Origin of the sequence: Mycobacterium sp. E3339 (genome assembly GCF_001666915.1) — a bacterium.
Lineage (GTDB): Bacteria > Actinomycetota > Actinomycetes > Mycobacteriales > Mycobacteriaceae > Mycobacterium.
The window spans coordinates 23,896-42,150 of sequence record NZ_LZIZ01000183.1 but is presented as its reverse complement, the minus strand read 5'-3'; the positions used below and the strand labels follow the sequence as shown (position 1 = coordinate 42,150).

The 18,255-nt window shown below is 69.9% G+C and carries 17 protein-coding genes and 1 pseudogene; 8 read left to right on the top strand and 10 right to left on the bottom strand.

From position 1 onward, the window contains the following. The 3 genes from A5702_RS16805 to A5702_RS16795 form a co-directional block, all read right to left on the bottom strand. Positions 1-676: type 1 glutamine amidotransferase domain-containing protein (locus A5702_RS16805; RefSeq protein WP_068222060.1), on the bottom strand; the 676-nt coding region annotated here is incomplete at its 3' end. Positions 677-682: 6 nt separating this feature from the next. Next, a complete protein-coding gene (locus A5702_RS16800) occupies positions 683-1,069 on the bottom strand; it encodes a PPOX class F420-dependent oxidoreductase (protein ID WP_068222058.1) in 387 nt (128 codons plus the stop codon). Between the two features lie 4 nt (positions 1,070-1,073). Then, positions 1,074-1,628: a TetR/AcrR family transcriptional regulator gene (locus tag A5702_RS16795; protein ID WP_068222056.1), complete on the bottom strand. Its 555-nt coding sequence runs from the start codon at positions 1,626-1,628 to the stop codon at positions 1,074-1,076. 71 nt (positions 1,629-1,699) lie between these two features. Here A5702_RS16795 and A5702_RS16790 point away from each other — a divergent pair, with 71 nt between their 5' ends. Continuing rightward, complete coding sequence (locus A5702_RS16790) at positions 1,700-2,206, top strand: nitroreductase/quinone reductase family protein (RefSeq protein ID WP_197506592.1); 507 nt, start codon at positions 1,700-1,702, stop codon at positions 2,204-2,206. A gap of 75 nt (positions 2,207-2,281) precedes the next feature. Here A5702_RS16790 and cobN read toward each other — a convergent pair whose 3' ends face one another. Together cobN and A5702_RS16780 are read right to left on the bottom strand one after the other, a co-directional pair. Beyond that, complete coding sequence (cobN, locus tag A5702_RS16785) at positions 2,282-5,854, bottom strand: cobaltochelatase subunit CobN (RefSeq protein WP_068222054.1); 3,573 nt, start codon at positions 5,852-5,854, stop codon at positions 2,282-2,284. 3 nt (positions 5,855-5,857) lie between these two features. Then, positions 5,858-6,526, bottom strand: a complete 669-nt coding sequence (locus tag A5702_RS16780; protein ID WP_067815856.1) for a S9 family peptidase — start codon at positions 6,524-6,526, stop codon at positions 5,858-5,860. 158 nt (positions 6,527-6,684) lie between these two features. Between A5702_RS16780 and A5702_RS26415 the strand changes: the two genes are divergently transcribed. The 4 genes from A5702_RS26415 to A5702_RS16760 are packed head-to-tail and all read left to right on the top strand — an operon-like array spanning position 6,685 to position 11,300. Continuing rightward, positions 6,685-8,025, top strand: coding sequence for an EspA/EspE family type VII secretion system effector (locus A5702_RS26415; RefSeq protein ID WP_156669658.1), 1,341 nt, complete (start codon positions 6,685-6,687; stop codon positions 8,023-8,025). A 23-nt stretch (positions 8,026-8,048) separates the two neighbouring features. Then, entirely contained in the window at positions 8,049-9,185 is a 1,137-nt protein-coding gene (cobG, locus tag A5702_RS16770; RefSeq protein WP_068222047.1) for a precorrin-3B synthase, read from the top strand. Between the two features lie 4 nt (positions 9,186-9,189). Next, positions 9,190-9,816: a precorrin-8X methylmutase gene (locus tag A5702_RS16765; protein WP_068222046.1), complete on the top strand. Its 627-nt coding sequence runs from the start codon at positions 9,190-9,192 to the stop codon at positions 9,814-9,816. After that, positions 9,813-11,300 carry a precorrin-2 C(20)-methyltransferase gene (locus tag A5702_RS16760; protein ID WP_068222044.1) on the top strand — a complete coding sequence of 496 codons (1,488 nt, stop codon included), beginning with the start codon at positions 9,813-9,815 and terminating at the stop codon, positions 11,298-11,300. Before A5702_RS16765 ends, A5702_RS16760 begins: the two co-directional genes overlap by 4 nt. A 3-nt stretch (positions 11,301-11,303) precedes the next feature. On the opposite strand, the gene A5702_RS16755 is transcribed toward A5702_RS16760, so the two are convergent. Then, the gene (locus A5702_RS16755; protein WP_068222042.1) at positions 11,304-12,881 is read right to left on the bottom strand and encodes a PPE family protein; all 1,578 of its coding nucleotides are present in this window, start codon (positions 12,879-12,881) and stop codon (positions 11,304-11,306) included. A 136-nt stretch (positions 12,882-13,017) separates the two neighbouring features. Between A5702_RS16755 and A5702_RS27160 the strand changes: the two are divergent. Next, a pseudogene (locus A5702_RS27160) lies at positions 13,018-13,653 on the top strand (DUF2275 domain-containing protein); the annotation flags it as partial. Positions 13,654-13,836: 183 nt separating this feature from the next. After that, positions 13,837-14,394, top strand: coding sequence for an RNA polymerase sigma factor SigC (sigC, locus tag A5702_RS26990; RefSeq protein WP_231633729.1), 558 nt, complete (start codon positions 13,837-13,839; stop codon positions 14,392-14,394). Here sigC and A5702_RS16745 read toward each other — a convergent pair. Genes A5702_RS16745 through A5702_RS16730 form a run of 4 tightly spaced genes read right to left on the bottom strand, consistent with a single transcriptional unit; the run spans position 14,391 to position 17,786 of the window. Continuing rightward, positions 14,391-15,119, bottom strand: coding sequence for a cobalt-precorrin-6A reductase (locus A5702_RS16745; RefSeq protein WP_197506594.1), 729 nt, complete (start codon positions 15,117-15,119; stop codon positions 14,391-14,393). The genes sigC and A5702_RS16745 overlap by 4 nt on opposite strands. After that, the gene (cobM, locus tag A5702_RS16740) at positions 15,116-15,871 is read right to left on the bottom strand and encodes a precorrin-4 C(11)-methyltransferase (RefSeq protein WP_068222040.1); all 756 of its coding nucleotides are present in this window, start codon (positions 15,869-15,871) and stop codon (positions 15,116-15,118) included. The genes A5702_RS16745 and cobM overlap by 4 nt, the downstream gene beginning before the upstream one ends. After that, positions 15,868-17,040 (bottom strand): bifunctional cobalt-precorrin-7 (C(5))-methyltransferase/cobalt-precorrin-6B (C(15))-methyltransferase, encoded by a 1,173-nt coding sequence (locus A5702_RS16735; RefSeq protein WP_068222066.1) that lies wholly within the window; start codon positions 17,038-17,040, stop codon positions 15,868-15,870. The genes cobM and A5702_RS16735 overlap by 4 nt, the downstream gene beginning before the upstream one ends. Beyond that, positions 17,037-17,786, bottom strand: a complete 750-nt coding sequence (locus A5702_RS16730; protein WP_068222039.1) for an SDR family NAD(P)-dependent oxidoreductase — start codon at positions 17,784-17,786, stop codon at positions 17,037-17,039. Before A5702_RS16730 ends, A5702_RS16735 begins: the two co-directional genes overlap by 4 nt. A 35-nt stretch (positions 17,787-17,821) precedes the next feature. On the opposite strand from A5702_RS16730, the gene A5702_RS16725 reads away from it, so the two are divergent. After that, entirely contained in the window at positions 17,822-18,235 is a 414-nt protein-coding gene (locus A5702_RS16725; RefSeq protein ID WP_055399415.1) for a F420-dependent biliverdin reductase, read from the top strand. Positions 18,236-18,255: the final 20 nt, after the last annotated feature.

The window sequence follows — 18,255 nt, the reverse complement described above, 5'->3', positions numbered from 1 at the left end:
CCGTTGGATCTGCAAGCGCGCGAGTCACTTCCGCCTGCACCGACATGTAGCCATTCGCCTGGCCGGGCTGCTCGGTGTAGGTGCGGTAGTAGTCCCGGTCCCAGAATCGGGTGACCCGCGTCAGTCGCCACGCCAGGCCCTCCATCGCCCACGTCAACGCCGTGGTCTTGCGGCCGTAGAGCACCGAGCGGCCCGTCGCGGGGTCGACGCTGCGCGCGGCGAGCAGCACACCGTGGCAGATGGCGCCCACGACCAGCCCGCGGGCGAAGGCGTCCACGACGAGCCGGTGCAGGATGTCGCTGTCGATGTAGCTGCGCATTCCGCGGGCGCGATGGCCGCCGGGCAGCAACAGCGCGTCGATGCCGTCGAGACCGGCTTGGGACCAGGCAATCGGATGCTGAAACTCGTTTGACGCCAACATGTCTCGATAGGCGGCGCGCCCGTCCCTGTTGGCCCTGAGCATCAGCCCGATCAGCGGGATGGCACCGAGCACCGGCAGGGCGGACCAGGCGTCCAGTCCGCGGCCGGTCACCATGATGTCGTCGGCCGAGCCCGGCGTGCCGCTCTCGGTGGCGAACACCACCCGATGACCGTCGCGGGTCAGGACGCGCCAGCTGACGGCGACCTCCGTGGGGTCGAAGTCGCGGTCCGGGATGGGGACGAGGACGGTGCCCATGAGGCCCTAGGCCTGCGCCACCTTCAACTCGAGGCCGACGTTGTTCTCCATGCCGCCGCGCAGCTTGCTGACGAAGTTGAACACCTTGCCCACGACGCCGTAGCGCTGCCCGATCGCGTCGTAAACCGCCGCCGTTTGCGACTTGTCGAGGATGGCCGCGGTGCCTTCGACGGCCTCGCTGGTCGGCTTGCCCTGCATCGTGCAGGTGGCCAACGTGACCCGCGGCGTGTTGCGGATCCGCTTGACCTTCCACGACTTTTCTCCAGTGATGACCAGGAGCCGGTCCTTGTCCGGGGCCGCCCAGATCGGCGTCGGCTTGGGCTTGCCGTCCTTGGTGAAGGTGGTCAGCAGGATGTATTGCGCCTTGGCGAGATCGGCGAAGGTGGGTGTCACGCTGTCAACCTACGGCAAATTGGGCGGCGAGCACACGCCTTACCCGTCGCAGCGGGCTCGGTGACCGCTGCGCCACAGACATGATGACCGCGCCCTCCACGGCGGCAACCGCGGTGGTGGCCAGATCGGCGGCCGCCGACCGTTCCACGCCCGCTTCGCGGAGTAACTGGGCCAGCATGCCTTCCCACGTGCTGAAGGCCGCCGCCGCGGCGTCGGCGGCGGCGGGCGCCTCCCCGCGGCCCAGCGTCGCCGCCACGATCGGGCAGCCGGCCGTGTAGTCGGTGTCGGCCAGCATCGCTTCCCACTTCTGCAGGAAGGCGCCCACCGCTCGCGCGGGATCGGCGTCATTCATGCAGTTCTGGATGGTTCCGGTGAGCTCGGCGGCAGCGGTTTCGGTTGCCGCCTCCACGAGTTCCGGTTTGCCACCGGGGAAGTTCAGGTAGAGCGTTCTGCGCGCCAGGCCCGAGTGGTCGAGTAGTGCCGAGACGCTCGCGCCGGCGACTCCGGCGGTGCGAACGAGCGCAATCGCGCTGGCAATCAACCGCTCCCGTGCAGACATCGACTTTCCTCACCTTCGCAGTTCGGCTCACTCACTTGCGGTAGACCGATCATTCTACTAGATTAGCGCCAATGGTAGACCGACCGATCTACCGCGACGAGGACCGGAGGCTACCGATGTCGAGCAACGCGGACGACACGATCACGACCCGACAGGCCGTCCGAAAATTCCGAAGGGAACGCCTCATCGGGCGTTACGTCGCCAACCCGGTGGTGGCGATACTCAGCCGGCTCGGCGTCCGGACGACGTTCGCGACCGAGCTCGAAACGACCGGGCGAAAATCCGGGACCCGCCGCCGCGTTCCGGTTGCCGCTAACTTCGACGATCAAGGAGCCTGGGTGATTTCCCAGCACGGACGACGCTCCGGCTGGGCGCTCAACGTCGCGGCCGACCCGAAAGTGCGTATCCGGCAACGGAACCGGTGGCGTTCCGGCATCGCCCGGTTCGCGCCCGACGATGATCCTGCGAAGCGGGCCCGCACCTTCGCGACATCGCGGCTGTGGTCACCGGTCGTCGCCGCAACCTTCCGCGCCCTGCAGTCCGACCCGATCAGCGTCCGAATCGACTTCACGGACTGACCCCCGCGAGCAGACGCAAAATCGCACGGGAATGGTCCCATTTATGCGATTTTGCGTCTGCTCGCGCAGGGAAACTTAGCCCTCCAGGTCGCCCTCGGTCTCGAGCAGGGCCTGGCGCAGCCCGTCCAGGGTCTCCTGGTCGGGCTGTGCCCACATGCCGCGGCCGGCGGCCTCCAGCAGCCGTTCGGCCATCCCATGCAGCGCCCAGGGGTTGGACTCCGCCATGAACTTGCGGTTCTCGGGATCCAGCACGTAGCGCTCGGTGAGCTGTTCGTACATCCAGTCCGCCATCACGCCCGCGGTCGCGTCGTAACCGAACAGGTAATCCACGGTGGCCGCCATCTCGAACGCGCCCTTGTAGCCGTGCCGACGCATGGCGGCCATCCAGCGTGGGTTGACGACGCGGGCACGGAAGACCCGCGTGGTCTCCTCGGACAGCGTGCGAGTGCGGATGGCGTCGGGTCTGGTGTTGTCGCCGATGTAGGCGGCCGGCGCCTGGCCGGTCAACGCCCGCACCGTGGCGACCATGCCGCCGTGGTACTGGAAATAGTCGTCGGAGTCGGCGATGTCGTGTTCGCGGGTGTCGGTGTTCTTGGCGGCCACCGCGATTCGCCGGTACTGACGGTTCATGTCATCGACGGCCTCGCGGCCGTCCAGATCGCGACCGTAGGCGAAGCCACCCCACGCGGTGTACACCTGCGCCAGATCGGCGTCGTCGCGCCAGTTGCGGCTGTCGATCAGCTGTAGCAACCCGGCGCCGTAAGTTCCCGGCTTGGAGCCGAAAATCCTTGTCGTGGAGCGGCGCTCGTCGCCGTGCTGCGCCAGGTCGGCCTGCGCGTGCGCCCGCACGTAGTTGTCGTCGGCCGGCTCGTCGAGCCCGTCGGCCAGCCGCACCGCGTCGTCGAGCATCGTCACCACGTGCGGGAAGGCGTCGCGGAAGAACCCGGAGATCCGCACGGTCACGTCGATGCGCGGGCGGCCCAGCTCGGCGAGCGGTATGGCGGTGAGGTCGACGACGCGCCGCGACGCGTCGTCCCAAACCGGCCGAACTCCCAGCAGCGCAAGCACTTCGGCGATGTCGTCGCCGGCGGTGCGCATCGCCGAGGTGCCCCACACCGACAGCCCCACCGATTGCGGCCACCGCCCGTGGTCGTCGCGGTAGCGGGTGAGCAGCGAATCGGCCAGGGCCACACCGGCTTCCCAGGCCAGCCGCGACGGCACCGCCTTGGGGTCGACGGAGTAGAAGTTGCGCCCGGTGGGCAGCACGTTGACCAGACCGCGCAGTGGCGATCCGGACGGCCCGGCGGGGATGAAGTGGCCGTCCAAGGCATTTAGGACCTGGTCGATCTCGGCGGCGGTGCCGGCCAGCCGGGGCACCACCTCGGTGGCGGCGAACCGCAGCACTTCCGCCACCTCGGGGTTGTCGGTGATGCATTCGGCCGCATCGGGATCCCAGCCGCCGGCCTGTAGGGCCGCGACGAGCTCACGGGCGGCCGCTTCCGTCCGATCGACCACGCCACGCTCATCGGTGCCGTCCTCGGCCAGGCCCAACGCCTGCCGCAAACCCGGAATGGCGTGTTCGCCGCCGAACAGTTGGCGGGCCCGCAGGATCGCCAGCACGAGGTCGAGTTCGGTTTCGCCCAAGGGCTTTTGCCCGAGGATGTGCAGGCCGTCGCGGATTTGCACGTCCTTGATCTCGCACAGCCAACCGTCGACGTGCAGCAGCATGTCGTCGAACGAGTCCTCCGGGGGCCGCTCGGTGAGCCCGAGATCGTGGTCCATCTTGGCGGCCCGGATCAGCGTCCAGATCTGTTGGCGGATGGCGGGCAGCTTGCCGGGGTCCAGCGCCGCGACGTTGGCGTGCTCGTCGAGCAATTGCTCCAACCGGGCGATGTCACCGTAGGTTTCGGCGCGCGCCATCGGCGGGATGAGGTGGTCGACGAGCACCGCGTGTGCCCGCCTCTTGGCCTGGGTGCCCTCGCCGGGGTCGTTGACCAGGAAGGGGTAGATCATCGGCAGGTTGCCCAGCGCGGCGTCGGATCCGCAGGCGGCCGACATGCCCAACGTCTTGCCGGGCAGCCATTCCAGGTTGCCGTGCTTGCCCAGGTGCACCACGGCGTGCGCACCGAACCCGGCGTCGAGCCAGTGGTAGGCGGCCAGGTAGTGGTGGCTGGGCGGCAGGTCGGGGTCGTGGTAGATCGCCACCGGGTTCTCGCCGAAACCGCGGGGCGGCTGCACCATCAGCACCAGGTTGCCGGCTTGCATTGCGGCGATGACGATTTCACCGTCGGGGTCTCGTGTGCGATCGACGAACAGGTCCCCGGGCGGCGGGCCCCAGTGCTTTGTCACCGCATCGGTCAGCTCCGCGGGCAGCGTGGCGAACCAGTCCCGGTAGTCCTTGGCGGACAACCGAATTGGGTTGCCGGCCAGTTGACCCTCGGTGAGCCAGTCGGGGTCCTGCCCGCCGCGCTCGATCAATGCGTGGATCAGCGCGTCACCGTCGTCGGCGTCGACCCCGGGCACGTCGCCCACCCGGTATCCGCGCTCGCGCATCGCCCGCAGCAACGCGACCGCGCTCGCCGGGGTGTCCAGGCCGACGGCGTTGCCGATCCGCGCGTGTTTGGTGGGGTACGCCGAGAACACCAGGGCCACTCGCTTGTCGGCCGCGGCGATGTGGCGCAGCCGCGCGTGCCGAATCGCCAGACCCGCGACTCGCGCGCATCGTTCCGGGTCGGCGACATAGGAGATCAGCCCGTCGTCGTCGATCTCCTTGAACGAGAACGGGACGGTGATGATGCGGCCGTCGAACTCGGGCACCGCCACCTGGGTGGCCACGTCGAGCGGGCTGAGCCCGTCGTCGTTGTCGCTCCACTGGGCCCGAGAGCTCGTCAGGCACAATCCCTGCAGGATCGGAATATCCAGGGCGGCAAGGTGTTCGACGTTCCAGCTGTCATCGTCTCCGCCGGCGGACGCCGTGGCCGGTTTCAGTCCCCCGGCGGCCAGGACGGTGACCACCATGGCGTCGGCGTCGCCCAGTCGTTGCAGCAGTTCGGGTTCGGCGGTGCGCAGCGACGCGCAGTACACCGGCAACGGCCGCCCGCCGGCGTCCTCGATGGCGCGGCACAGCGCCTCGATGTAGCCGGTGTTGCCGGCCAGCTGTTGCGCGCGGTAGTACAGGACGGCGATCGTGGGGCCGTCGCCGACGGCGGCGGGCCGCTCCAGCTCGCCCCACGTGGGGGTGACGACGGGCGGCCCGAACCCGAAGCCGGTCATCAGCACGGTGTCGGACAGGAAGGCGTGCAGCTGGCGCAGGTTTTCGACACCGCCGTGCGCGAGGTAGATGTGCGCCTGCACCGCGATGCCGGCCGCGAGCGTGGACAGGCCGGTCAGCTCGGCATCGGCGGCCTGCTCGCCGCTGACCAGCACCGTCGGCACGCCGCTGGCGATCACCGCATCGATGCCGCTCTGCCAGGCGCGGTAGCCCCCGAGGATGCGGACCACGACGATCGCGGCGTCGGACAGCAGGTCGGGCAGATCGGCTTCATCCAGGCGGGATGGGTTGGCCCACCGATAATTTTTTCCGCTGGAGCGGGCGCTGATCAGGTCCGTGTCGGACGTCGAGAGCAGCAGGATGGTCGGCTCAGCCACCCCCTATTCGTACCGGAACGTCCCCGCGATCCGGGCGGCGACCTCCTCGGCGACCCGCAGCGCCTCCTCGCTTTTGCCCGGCTCGTAGCGATCCGCCGCGGCGTCGTAGTCGGCGCCGGCGATGGACCCGTGGTCGGCGGCCAGCTCCACCAGCTCCACCGGCCACCCGACCCGTTGGAGGCTGGCGGCGAACTCCGTGCTGACCGCCACCGGTACGACGTCGTCGCCCAGGCCGTGCAGCAACGTGAACGGCGCGCCGACACGCTCCGGGGAGAGTTCGTCGCTGACGCGCCGACCGAAAATCGGGTCGGGGACCATGAACGCGCCTGCCAAACAGACGGTATGCGCCAACTGCACATCGCCGCTGACGGCCAGCGCCGCCGCCGCCACGCCTCCCATCGACCACCCGACGAGCACGATGGCGTCGGGTTCGGCGGCGTGCTTGCGCGCGAAGTCGAGCGATCCCAACAGGTCCGCGCGGCCGCCGTCCTCGGCGTGGGAGTTCCAGTCCGGCGCCACGACCGCCGCGCCGCGCTCGGCGAGCATGCCGGCGAGGGGCCCGAAAGACGCGCGCGCATCCGTCTGCATGCCGTGCCATAACAGGACCGTGGGCTGCGCCGGATCGCCGTAGACATCGACCAACCGGCCTGGCGCGTATTCGACCGTCTGCATGCGGACGAGTGTGCCCGGCGCGGCACCGATCCAATCCCAGACCCGGAAAAAATTAGTGACGCTCGCGTGCCTTAGCCGGTGTTAGCGTTGTTTGAACGTCAAGAACGACAAGCTGACCCGAGGATGGCCGAATGTCAATAGTTGCCGATGCACTCCGCATGCTCACCAACTTGGGAAACTTCGGATCGCAGTTCATCGGACTGGACGCCAAACTCACGCCGCCCACCTCCGACACCGACGGCGGCAGCGAATACCTGGCAGCCAGCGTGACCGGCATGACCGGCGGTCTGGGAAGCTCATTTACGTCGCGTCAAATTCTCGGCGGGGTATATAAGGCGACCGATTTCGTCACGCAATACGACCGCAACAAAGGGGTCAGAACTAATTTCAGTGACGCGAGATGGGCGAAACATACCAAGTATTTGTACAACCCAAACGACAGGGTGCAGACCGCTTTGCGGGGCAAGCCGGGTTTCAATGTGGCAAACCCTATGCAAGGCCGTACGGGCGCAGCGGTAAATATCCTCCCCTGGACGGCCAGCGTTGTCGGGTACTTGGAACTGCTGACGGGATTCGGCCCTCCTAACGAGGGAAACGATCTGAAAGCGGGTGCGGAACTGTGGGGTGCACTCCACGAACAGCTGAAATCAGCCATTCCTCGCGAGGGCTGGGAAGGAGAGGCTTCTGACGCCTACGCAGCCCAGGTGGCGTTGCTGCGAGACATCGCGCAGACGATGGCGGGTCTGGACGGCCAGCTGGCAGAGATCGTCGCGAATCAAGCGGAATGGGTCACCCACTTTCGCCTAGGCTTCGGGATATTGCTCAACCTGCTTACCGCGGCGATCGCCATTGAGGTCGTCCTGAGAATAGCTTTGGCGTATGTACCGGGCGGACCGGCGTGGGCAGTGGGTTGGGCAATCGCGGCGTCGTCGCTTGCAATGGCTGCTGCCCTCGGCATGCTCGGCGCCTTGACTGGCATATCGGTGGAAAACCGCAACAAGGCGGACCATCTGACCTCCGAGATTGAGCGCCTGGGTGCGGCCGCGGCCCAAATCGCGGTTGAGTCGACCGCCCAGAGCGTGGTCACGGCGGCACCCGAGTCGCGGGTCTCCGAATTCCAAAGTCTTGACGGCCCGTCCGCGACGCTAGCCGCGCCCGGCGGCGGGCAATCCGTCCGGCCAAAGGTGACTGGGCAGGAATCCGAACGCACGCAGACAGGCACGCTCGAGAGTTCCCCGGACGCCAAACGCGACGACACCCAATCCGCCGGAATGCCAACCCTCGCGGCATTGATGCAATTGTCGAATCGAGAGGGGAACAACCCGGCGCAATCACCCGGTCGGCAACGGCGCCAGGCGAATTCAACGACCGAAGCGACCCCGGCGGACACCGGCCAAACCCAGGGCGCGGGCTCGGATGCCACCGACCGGGCACCCGTCGAGGCCGCCGGCGCTACCAAGCGGACGCCTCAACCGAACCTCGGCACGCAACTTCGCTGACGGCGTGGCCGTACCGTGGACGGATGGCCAGATCGCGTGACACCGACGCCTGCCCGGGTGCGCTGCAGGTGCACCGGGCGGCCGACGGCGCGTTGGCGCGGATCCGGCTGCCCGGCGGCGCGCTGACCGCCGCCCAACTGGCGGCGCTGTCGCGGGTGGCGAGCCAATACGGCTCGTCGACGCTGGAGCTCACTGCGCGCGGCAACGTGCAGGTGCGCGGGATCAGCGATGTGGCGGCCGCGGCCGCGGCGGTCGCCGAGGCCGGACTCTTGCCGTCGGAGACGCATGAACGGGTCCGCAACATCGTCGCGTCCCCGCTGTCCGGCCGGGCCGGTGGAACCGCTGACGTGCGGCCGTGGGTCGCCGAGCTGGACGCGGCGATCCGCGCCGAACCGAGCCTCGTCGAGCTGGGCGGCCGGTTCTGGTTCAGCCTCGACGACGGGCGCGGCGACGTCTCGGGCCTGCGCGCCGATGTCGGCGTGCACGCGTTCCCCGACGGTTGGGCGCTGCTGCTCGCGGGCCGTGACACCGGTGTCCGGCTGGCGGACGGCGAGGTGGTCGAGACGCTCGTCGTCATCGCGACCCGTTTCGCGACCACACGCGGAACCGCTTGGCGCGTCAAGGAATTGGACGACATAGAAGGCCTGTTGCCGGGTGTCGAACTCGGTGACGATCCCTTTCCGGCGGTCACCAGGCCGCCGGTGGGCTGGATCAACCAGAATGACGGCCGGGTGGCGCTCGGGGCCGCGGTGCCGTTGGGTGTGCTGTCGGCACGCGTCGCGGAGTATCTGGCGGTGATCGAGGTGCCGCTGGTGATCACGCCGTGGCGATCGGTGCTCGTCTGCGATCTCGACGAGGCCGTCGCCGACGTCGCGCTGCGGGTGTTGGCGCCGTTGGGATTGGTTTTCGACGAGAACTCGCCCTGGCTGAATCTCAGCGCCTGCACCGGCAGCCCCGGGTGCGCGCATTCGCGTGCCGACGTGCGCGCGGACGCAGCCATGTCGCTCGATGCCGACGCCACGGTGCACCGTCATTTCGTCGGCTGTGAACGCGCCTGCGGCAGCCCTCCGGCCGGTCAGGTGCTCTTGGCGACGGGCGACGGATACCGCCCGCTTCGCGGCGACCCCCAGCGCGGCGAAGCCGCCAGAACCTTAGGGTAATCGGGTGCTCGACTACATCCGCGACGCGGCGGAGATCTATCGCCAGTCGTTCGCGGCGATTCGCGCCGAGGCCGACCTGGCCCGGTTCCCGGACGACATCGCCCGGGTGGTGGTCCGCCTGATCCACACCTGCGGGCAGGTCGACGTCGCCGAGCACGTCGCCTACACCGACGACGTCGCCGCCCGCGTCGGATCCGCGCTGCGCAACGGCGCCCCGGTGCTGTGCGATTCGTCGATGGTGGCGGCCGGGATCACCGCGGCGCGGCTGCCCGCCGGCAACGAGGTGGTGTCGCTGGTCGCCGATCCGCGCGCCCCCGAGCTGGCCGCCCGGCGCCAGACCACCCGGTCGGCGGCCGGGGTGGAGCTGTGGGCCGACCGGCTGCCCGGCGCCGTGCTGGCGGTCGGCAACGCGCCGACCGCACTTTTCCGGCTGCTCGAGCTGATCGACGAGGGTGTCGCCCCGCCGGCCGGGGTGCTGGGCGGCCCGGTCGGATTCGTCGGGTCGGCACAGTCCAAGCAGGAGCTCATCGACCGCCCGCGCGGGATGTCGTACCTGGTGGTGCGGGGCCGCCGCGGCGGCAGCGCGATGGCCGCCGCCGCCGTCAACGCGATCGCGAGCGACCGCGAATGACCGGCCCCGCAAACCACAGAGGCACCCTCTGGGGGGTCGGGCTCGGGCCCGGGGATCCGGAATTGGTGACCGTCAAGGCCGCCCGGGTGATCGGCGAGGCCGACGTGGTGGCCTACCACAGCGCGCGGCACGGTCGCAGCATCGCGCGCGGCATCGCCGAACCGTACCTGCGGCCCGGCCAGATCGAGGAGCACCTGATCTACCCGGTGACCACGGAGGTGACCGATCATCCCGGCGGCTACGCCGGGGCGCTCGAGGACTTCTACGTCGAGGCCGCCGCGCGCATCGCCGCGCACCTCGGCGCGGGCCGCAACGTGGCGCTGCTCGCCGAAGGCGACCCGCTCTTCTACAGCTCCTACATGCATTTGCACACCCGGCTGACGCAGCGCTTCGATGCCGTCATCGTGCCGGGTGTGACGTCGGTGAGCGCCGCCTCGGCGGCCATCGCGACGCCGTTGGTGGCCGGCGACGAGGTGCTCTCGGTGCTGCCGGGCACGCTCCCGATCGCCGAATTGACCCGCCGCCTGGCCGACGCAGACGCCGCGGTGGTGCTCAAACTGGGCCGCTCGTATCACGCTGTGCGGGAAGCCCTTTCGGCATCCGGACAGCTTGACGACGCCTATTACGTGGAACGGGCCAGCACGGCCGGACAGCGCATCCTGCCCGCCGCCGAGGTCGACGAAACGGGCGTGCCGTACTTCTCGCTGGCGATGTTGCCGGGCGGGCGACGCGGGCGGCAGCCGGCGGCCGGCACCGTCGCGGTCGTGGGTCTGGGCCCCGGCGGCAGCGATTGGATGACCCCGCAGAGCCGGCGCGAGCTGGCGAGCGCGACCGACCTGATCGGCTACGGCGGCTATCTGGACCGCGTGCCGGTGCGCGACGGGCAACGGCGCCACCCCAGCGACAACACCGACGAACCGGCGCGGGCCCGGCTGGCGTGTGCGCTGGCGGAAGAGGGCCGGGCCGTAGCGGTGGTGTCGTCGGGCGATCCTGGGGTCTTCGCAATGGCCACCGCGGTATTGGAAGAGGCCAAAGAATGGCCGGGCGTGCGGGTCCGCGTCATTCCGGCGATGACGGCCGCGCAGGCCGTGGCTAGCCGGGTCGGCGCGCCGCTGGGTCACGACTACGCGGTGATCTCGCTGTCCGACCGGCTCAAGCCGTGGGACATCATCGCCGAGCGGCTGGCCGACGCCGCCGCCGCCGACCTCGTGCTAGCGATCTACAACCCGGCGTCCAAGACGCGCACTTGGCAGGTCGGCGCGATGCGCGACCTGCTCTTGGATCACCGCGAACCCGCGACGCCGGTGGTGATCGGCCGCAACGTGTCCGGACCCGACGAGGACGTCCGCGTGGTGCGGCTGGCCGACCTCGACCCCGCCACGGTGGACATGCGCTGCCTGCTGATCGTCGGCTCGTCGCAAACGCAATGGCACGCAAGCGATTTCGGTGATCGGGTGTTCACCCCGCGGCGGTACCCGAGTTAAGGCCTAGTCTTCGCTCCAGCTGCTCGGCATCATCGGCACGCTGGGGCCGTCGCTTAACCGGTCGCGCGTCAGCGTCGCCAGCCCGGCGGGCCGGGCGACACCGGATCGCGCTGCGGCCCCGGCGAATCCGAGCGGTCCGCCGCCCTGATCCGAAGCGCGCACCTCGGCCGGATCTTCGTCGTCGACAGCCTCCTGGTCCAGGTCCATGAATTCGTAGCGGTACGCGCGGTCCGTGGCCGTACCGGGGCGGCGCCGACGGGCCCGCGCCTTCTTTTTGGCATCTGCCGCCGCCGCGGCCGCGGCCGGCGCGTCGACGTCGTCGGGCGCCGGCTCCTCGGTCTTGCGACGCGCCCGGCCGCTGGCGGTGCCGCGCGCCGCCAGGCCCGAAAGTCCCACGGCGTACAGGGCGTCGGACATCCCCGCGCCGATCGCGTCGGTGGCCGTGGGGCTGAAGCCGGCACCCGGCCCGCCCGCGATCGGTCCGCCGCCGGCCGGAGTGGCCACGGTCGAGGCGGGCGCGCTGGACACCGTCTGGACATGGCTGGTGCCGGCGGGGGCGGTCCCGAGGGTCGGTGCCGGCGCGGAGGCCATCGGCGCCGGTGCGGGCGCGGCCGCCGGCAGCGGTGCGGCGACCGCGAGCGGGGCCGCGACGCTGACCGCGGTGACGGCCGCGGCCGCGCCCCCTGCCGCGGCGCCGGCCAGTAGGGAAACGGCCATCGGTGCGAGCACGACCGCCATCTGGATGGCGGCTTGCATGAAGGGCCAGAAGATCATCAGGGTGTGGAAGATGGCCCAGCCGAGGGCGCTGGAGAGGGCCGGCGAGAAACCCAATTGGCCGAAGAACGAGGCGAGGCCGTTGACGAACGGCACCGGTGGGAACGGCCAGCCACCCGGGTTGAGATCCTTGGACACCGGCCACGCGAAGTTCTTGGTGTACTGCTGCAGCCACGCCGTGAGCTGGTCCTGCCAGGACGGGTAGGTCTGGGTGGCCTGCTGTTGGGCGTCGGCGGCTTGCGCCGCGGCGACGCTCGCCTCCGCGCCCGGGGTGACGATGGGCGGCGCGGGCGTGGACGCGGGGACCGCCGCGAGGGCGGACTCGGCCACCACCTGGTAGGTGGTCATGGTCTCGGCGGCCTGCAGCCACATGCGCGCGTAGTCGGCCTCGTTCACCGCGATGGGAATCGTGTTGATGCCGAAAAAGTTCGTCGCCACCAGCGCCGCGTGGGTCGCGTGGTTGGCGGCGAGCTCGGGCATCGTCGGCATGGTGGCCAGCGCCGCCGTGTAGGCGCCGGCGGCCGTCTCGTGCAGCGCGGCCGCGGCCGCGCTGTTGGCCGAGCTCTCCAGCAGCCAGGCCAGGTACGGGGCGTGGGCCGCCACGTACTGTTCGGCGCTGGGCCCGCCCCAGGCACCGCCCTGCACGGCGGCCAGGAGCGCGCCGAGTTCGTCTGCGGCATCGGTGTATTGGCTGCTCATCGACGACCACGTCGCCGCAGCGGCGAGCAGCGGCCCTGGTCCGGGGCCGCTGCTCAGCAAGGTCGAGTGCAATTCAGGCGGGAAGGCGATCCAGATCGGGGCGGTCATCGTCGGTGGCCTGCGGGCACGAACACGAATACCTCTTCGGTGGGTGGGCTGGGGCTGGGTACCTTCAGTGGTCGGTTTGCCGGACGGATTAGTTCCCCCGGGTTGATTTCGGGTGCTCTTTGCGCGCGGACCGGGCATGCGCAACGATGCAGTGATGCGGTGTGACGCGGCGCGTGAGGCGCTTTCGGCTCGACTGGACGGCGAACGTCCCCAAGCGCTCGCGCAGCAGGTCGACGCGCATCTCGAATCGTGCCGCCGGTGCCGTTCGTGGCTGATCGGCGCCGCGGTGCAGACCCGCCGGATGGCCTCGGTCGAGCCCGGCGACGGACCGGACCTGGTGGCGAAGATCATGGCGAGCATCGGCGAGGAATCGTCGGGACGGCAGCGCCGGATGCGTTGGCTGCGTGCGCACTACCGGCGGTGGGGCCTGATCGCTGTCGGGTTGTTCCAGGTGGCGATCGCCGCCGCGCAGATCAGCGGGATCGATTTCGGCATGGTGTCGGGTCACATGCACGGCGCGATGTCGGGTGAGCACCTGATGCACGAGTCCACCGCCTGGTTGCTGGCGTTGGGTTTGGCGATGGTCGCCGCCGGCGTGTGGCCCGTCACCGCGATTGGGGTGGCGGCGATTACGGGCGTCTATTCGGTTGCGCTCCTGGGCTACGTGATCGTGGATGCCTTCGCGGGCGAAGTGACGGCGACGCGCATCGCCAGTCACATGCCCTTGCTGTTGGGCCTCGCGTTCGCGTTGCTGGTGGCGCGGGAGCGGGTGCGATCGGACCGATCGGGCGCCTCCGAAGGGACGGACGACGACGCCGGTTGGCGACCGGAGGCTCCCACCGGCCGACGACGCGCCCACCTGTGGCCCATCAACCGGTCCGCCGTCGACCCCGCCGCAGCCGCTACGACGGGCCGTCGTAGACTAAGTGAGCCCGCGAAACAAAGGTGGTTCGCCATGATCGCGTCAAGCGATGACGAGGCCGTTACCGAACTCGCGTTGGCCGCCGCACGTGGAAGTGACCGTGCGCTCGAGGCATTCATCAAAGCCACCCAGCAAGACGTGTGGCGGTTCGTCACGTATCTGTCGGATGCGGGCAGCGCCGACGACCTGACACAGGAGACCTTCCTGCGGGCGATCGGTGCCATCGAACGGTTCTCCGGGCGTTCGAGCGCCCGGACCTGGCTGCTCGCGATCGCGCGCCGCGTCGTCGCGGACCACATCCGCCACGTCCAGTCACGGCCCCGCGCCGCGCTGGGCGCCGACCCGGAGCACGTGCTGCGCGGCGACCGGCACGCCCGCGGATTCGAGGACCTGGTCGAGGTCACCACGATGATCGCCAGTCTCACCGCCGAGCAAAGGGAAGCCCTGCTGCTCACCCAGTTGTTGGGGCTGCCCTACGCCGACGCCGCGGCGGTTTGCGGTTGCCCGGTGGGCACCATCCGATCCCGCGTCGCACGCGCCCGCGACGCGCTGCTGGCCGCCGACGCCGAGCGCGACGACCTGACCGGCTAGCCCAAACCCGTCACCCAGTCGGTGGCCTGCTCGACGCTGCCCACCACCGTCACGCCGGCCGGTAGCGGCGGCCGCGCCACCATGACCACCGGAATACCCTGTGCCGCAGCCGCGTCCAGCTTCGCGCGGGTCATGTCCCCACCGCTGTTCTTGGTGACCAACGCGTCGATGCGGTGTTTTCGCAACAGGGCCAGCTCGCCGTCGTAACGATACGGGCCGCGGGACAGCACCAGCTGGTGTCGGCGCGGCAGGGACGACGGCTCGGGTTCGGTCACCGCGCGGATGAGAAACCACGCGTCGCTGTCCGCGAAGGCCTTGGTTCCCGAGCGTCCGGTGGTGAGAAACACCCGCGAAAACCCTTGTCGCGCGACGGCTTCCGCGGCCTGGCTGTCCGATTCGACCACGACCGCCGAGCCCGGGTCCCAGGCCGGACGAGCCAGCACCAGGTGCGGCATCTTCAGCTCAGCGCAGACGGCGGCGGCGTGCGCCGTCATCGTCACCGCGAACGGGTGGGTCGCATCGATCACCGCGTCGATGCGTTCATCGAGGAGCCAGCGCCGCAGTCCGTCGGGGCCGCCGAAGCCACCGATGCGTACCGGGCCGACCGGCAGCGCGGGGTCGGGCACCCGCCCGGCCAGGGAGCTGACGATGTCGATGTGCGGGTGCAGGGCCTTGGCCAGTGCGCGACCTTCGGCCGTGCCGCCGAGCAGCAGCACGCGCATCAGTGCCTGCTCCCCCGCGTGCGCCCGGTCGAATACAGGTAGCTGTCCGTGAATCCCTCGGCGGCGAGCACACCGCCGATGATGATCACCGCCGTCTTGCTGATGCCGGCCCGATGCGTCTGTTCGGCGATGTCGGCGAGCGCGCCGCGCAGCACCACCTGCTGCGGCCAGCTCGCGAATGCCACGACGGCACAGGGTGTTTCGGGCCGGTAGCCACCGTCGAGAAGCTGTGGCACGATGGCATCGATCTGGGCCGCGGCCAAATGCAAGACCAGTGTGCCGCCGGATCGGGCGAGGGTGGCGAGGTCTTCACCGGGCGGCATGGCCGTCGACAAGGTGGCGACCCGGGTCAGGGTCACGGTCTGCGCGACGCCGGGAACGGTGAGCTCGCGCTTGAGCGCGGCCGCCGCCGCGGCGAAAGACGGTACGCCGGGCACGATTTCGTAAGCGATCCCCAGCGCGTCGAGCCGTCGGCATTGCTCGGCCAGCGCGCTGTAGATGGACGGGTCGCCGGAATGCAGCCGTGCAACGTCGTGGCCGGCGGCGTCGGCGTCGGCGAGCTCGGCAACGATCTGGTCCAGCGTCAGCGGGCCGGTGTCAACGACTTTCGCCCCGGGCGGGCACGCCGCCAACAGGTCGTCGGGCATGATCGAGCCCGCGTACAAACACACCGGGCAGGACCCGAGGAGCCGCTGGCCGCGGACGGTGATGAGATCGGCCGCACCCGGGCCGGCACCGATGAAATAGACCGTCATTTGGTCATCGCCCACTGGGTGACGGGCATCTGTGGACGCCAACCGGTGAAGCCGCCGAGCGGCTCGCCCCGATAGTGTTGGAAGCGGTGCAGGTGTCCCCCGAGTCGCGAATACGCCTGCGCGAGAGCCGCTTCGGATTCGGCGGTGACCGCGTTGGCGACCAGGCGGCCACCCGTCGGCAAGTTGTCGAGGCAGGCGTCGAGCAGTCCCGGCTGGGTGAGGCCGCCACCGATGAAGATCGCCGACGGTGGGTCCAGCCCGTCGAACGCCGCCGGGGCATCAGCACGCACATCGATGCCGGCGCCGAAATGGGCGGCGTTGAACTCGATGTTGTCGCGGCGTCTTTCGTCCCGCTCGAATGCGACCGCGGTGCAGCCGCGCCAGCTCAGGCACCACTCGACGCTGACGCTGCCAGAGCCCGCGCCGACGTCCCAGAGCCGCTCGCCGGGGCGCGGTGCCAGCGCCGCCAGGGTCACCGCGCGGATCCCGTGTTTGGTGATTTGCCCGTCGTGCGCGAACGCGTCGTCGGGCAGCGGCGACAGGAGTTCGTCGGGCAGGTAGCGGATGGCGATGACGTTGAGGTCGTCGATGTCCGATGGCGCGCCGTCGGCCCATTCGCGCGCGGTGCCGTCCCGGCGATGTTCGGTTGGCCCGCCCAAGTTTTCGAGGATGGTCAGGACCGATTCGCCGCGGCCATGCGCGTCGAGTAGCACAGCGACCTCGTTGGGTGTGGCGCCGCTCTTCGACAGCACGATCGCCTGGCCGCCGCGGCGTATCGCGGTGTGCGTCGGCGCGGTGACCAGGCTGATCACCTCCGTGTCGTGGGCGTTCCAGCCCATTCGCGCGCACGCCAGTGTCACCGAGGACACGTGCGGCAGCACCCGCACCTGCTCGGGGCCGTGCAGCCGTATCAGCGTCCCCCCGATGCCGTGCAGTAGCGGATCGCCGCTGGCCACCACGTGCACGTCCCCCTCGTGGTCGTCGAGCAACGTCCGCAGCGCGGGCAGCATCGGCGAGGGCCACTGCCGCCGGGGCGCGGCAACGGTGTCGTCGAGCAGGTCGAGTTGCCGTTTCGACCCGTAAATTGTTGTGGCCCTGCGCAATTCGTGACGCGACGACTCCGCGAGCCCCGCCATGCCGTCGGCGCCGATCCCGACAACGATTATCATCGCGGCATCCTGCGCCATAAAAACTGCGGCACCACCCGCATTACGGCCGAGGCGGGACCCAGCGCCCACGGGATCCACACGGAGCGGCGGCCTTTGGCCAGCGCCCGCGCGGTCGCCGCGGCCACCTGCGCCGGGGTGCTGGACAACGGCGCCGGCTCCATGCCCGCCGTCATGCGCCCGATCACAAAGCCGGGCCGGGTGATCAGCAGTCGGATCCCGGTGCCGTGCAGCGCGTCGGCCAAGCCGCTGGCGAACCCGTCGAGACCGGCCTTCGCCGAGCCGTAGACATAGTTGGCGCGGCGCACCCGCGCGCCGGCGATCGAGGAGAACACCACCAGTTGGCCTTTGCCGGCTTCGCGCATCGCGCCGACGAGATGGGTGAGCATGCTGACCTGGGCGACGTAATCGGTGTGCACGATGGCCGCCGCGTGCGCGGCGTCGGTCTCGGCGCGGGCCTGGTCGCCCAGGATTCCGAAGGCCAGCACCGCCGTGGCGATGGGCCCGTGCTCCACGACGACCGAGGCGATCAGCGGGGCGTGCGACTCCAGGTCGTCGGCGTCGAACTCCTTGGTGTGTACCGCCGTCGCGCCGGCGGCTTGGAGGGTGGCGACCTCCTCGTCGAGTTGGTCGGCCTTGCGCGCGGCGAGCACCACCGTCGCCCCCGGCGCCAGCAGCCGCGCCAGCTCGACGCCGATCTCGCTGCGGCCACCCAGGATTAGTACTGGGCCCGCGCCCGTGTCGCCCACGGCTGCGATTATGACCTGCGCTAGCGTGGGCGGTGATGGCGAATACCACTACGCGGCTCACGGACGATGCGCTGGCGTTTCTGTCCGAACGGCATCTGGCCATGCTGACCACACTGCGAGCCGACAATTCACCGCATGTCGTGGCGGTGGGATTCACCTTCGACCCCAAGACGCACATCGCCCGGGTCATCACCACCGGCGGCTCGCAGAAGGCGGTGAACGCCGACCGGGGCGGGGTGGCGGTGCTCAGCCAGGTCGACGGCGCGCGGTGGTTGTCGCTGGAGGGCCGATCGAAGGTCAACACCGACGTGGATGCCGTCCGCGACGCGGAGTTGCGGTACGCCCAGCGCTATCGCACCCCACGCCCGAACCCGCGCCGGGTGGTCATCGAGGTGCGGGTCGAGCGGGTGCTGGGATCGTCGGGCTTGCTCGACCGCGGCGAGGATTAGCTTCCGCCAGCGCTTTATTT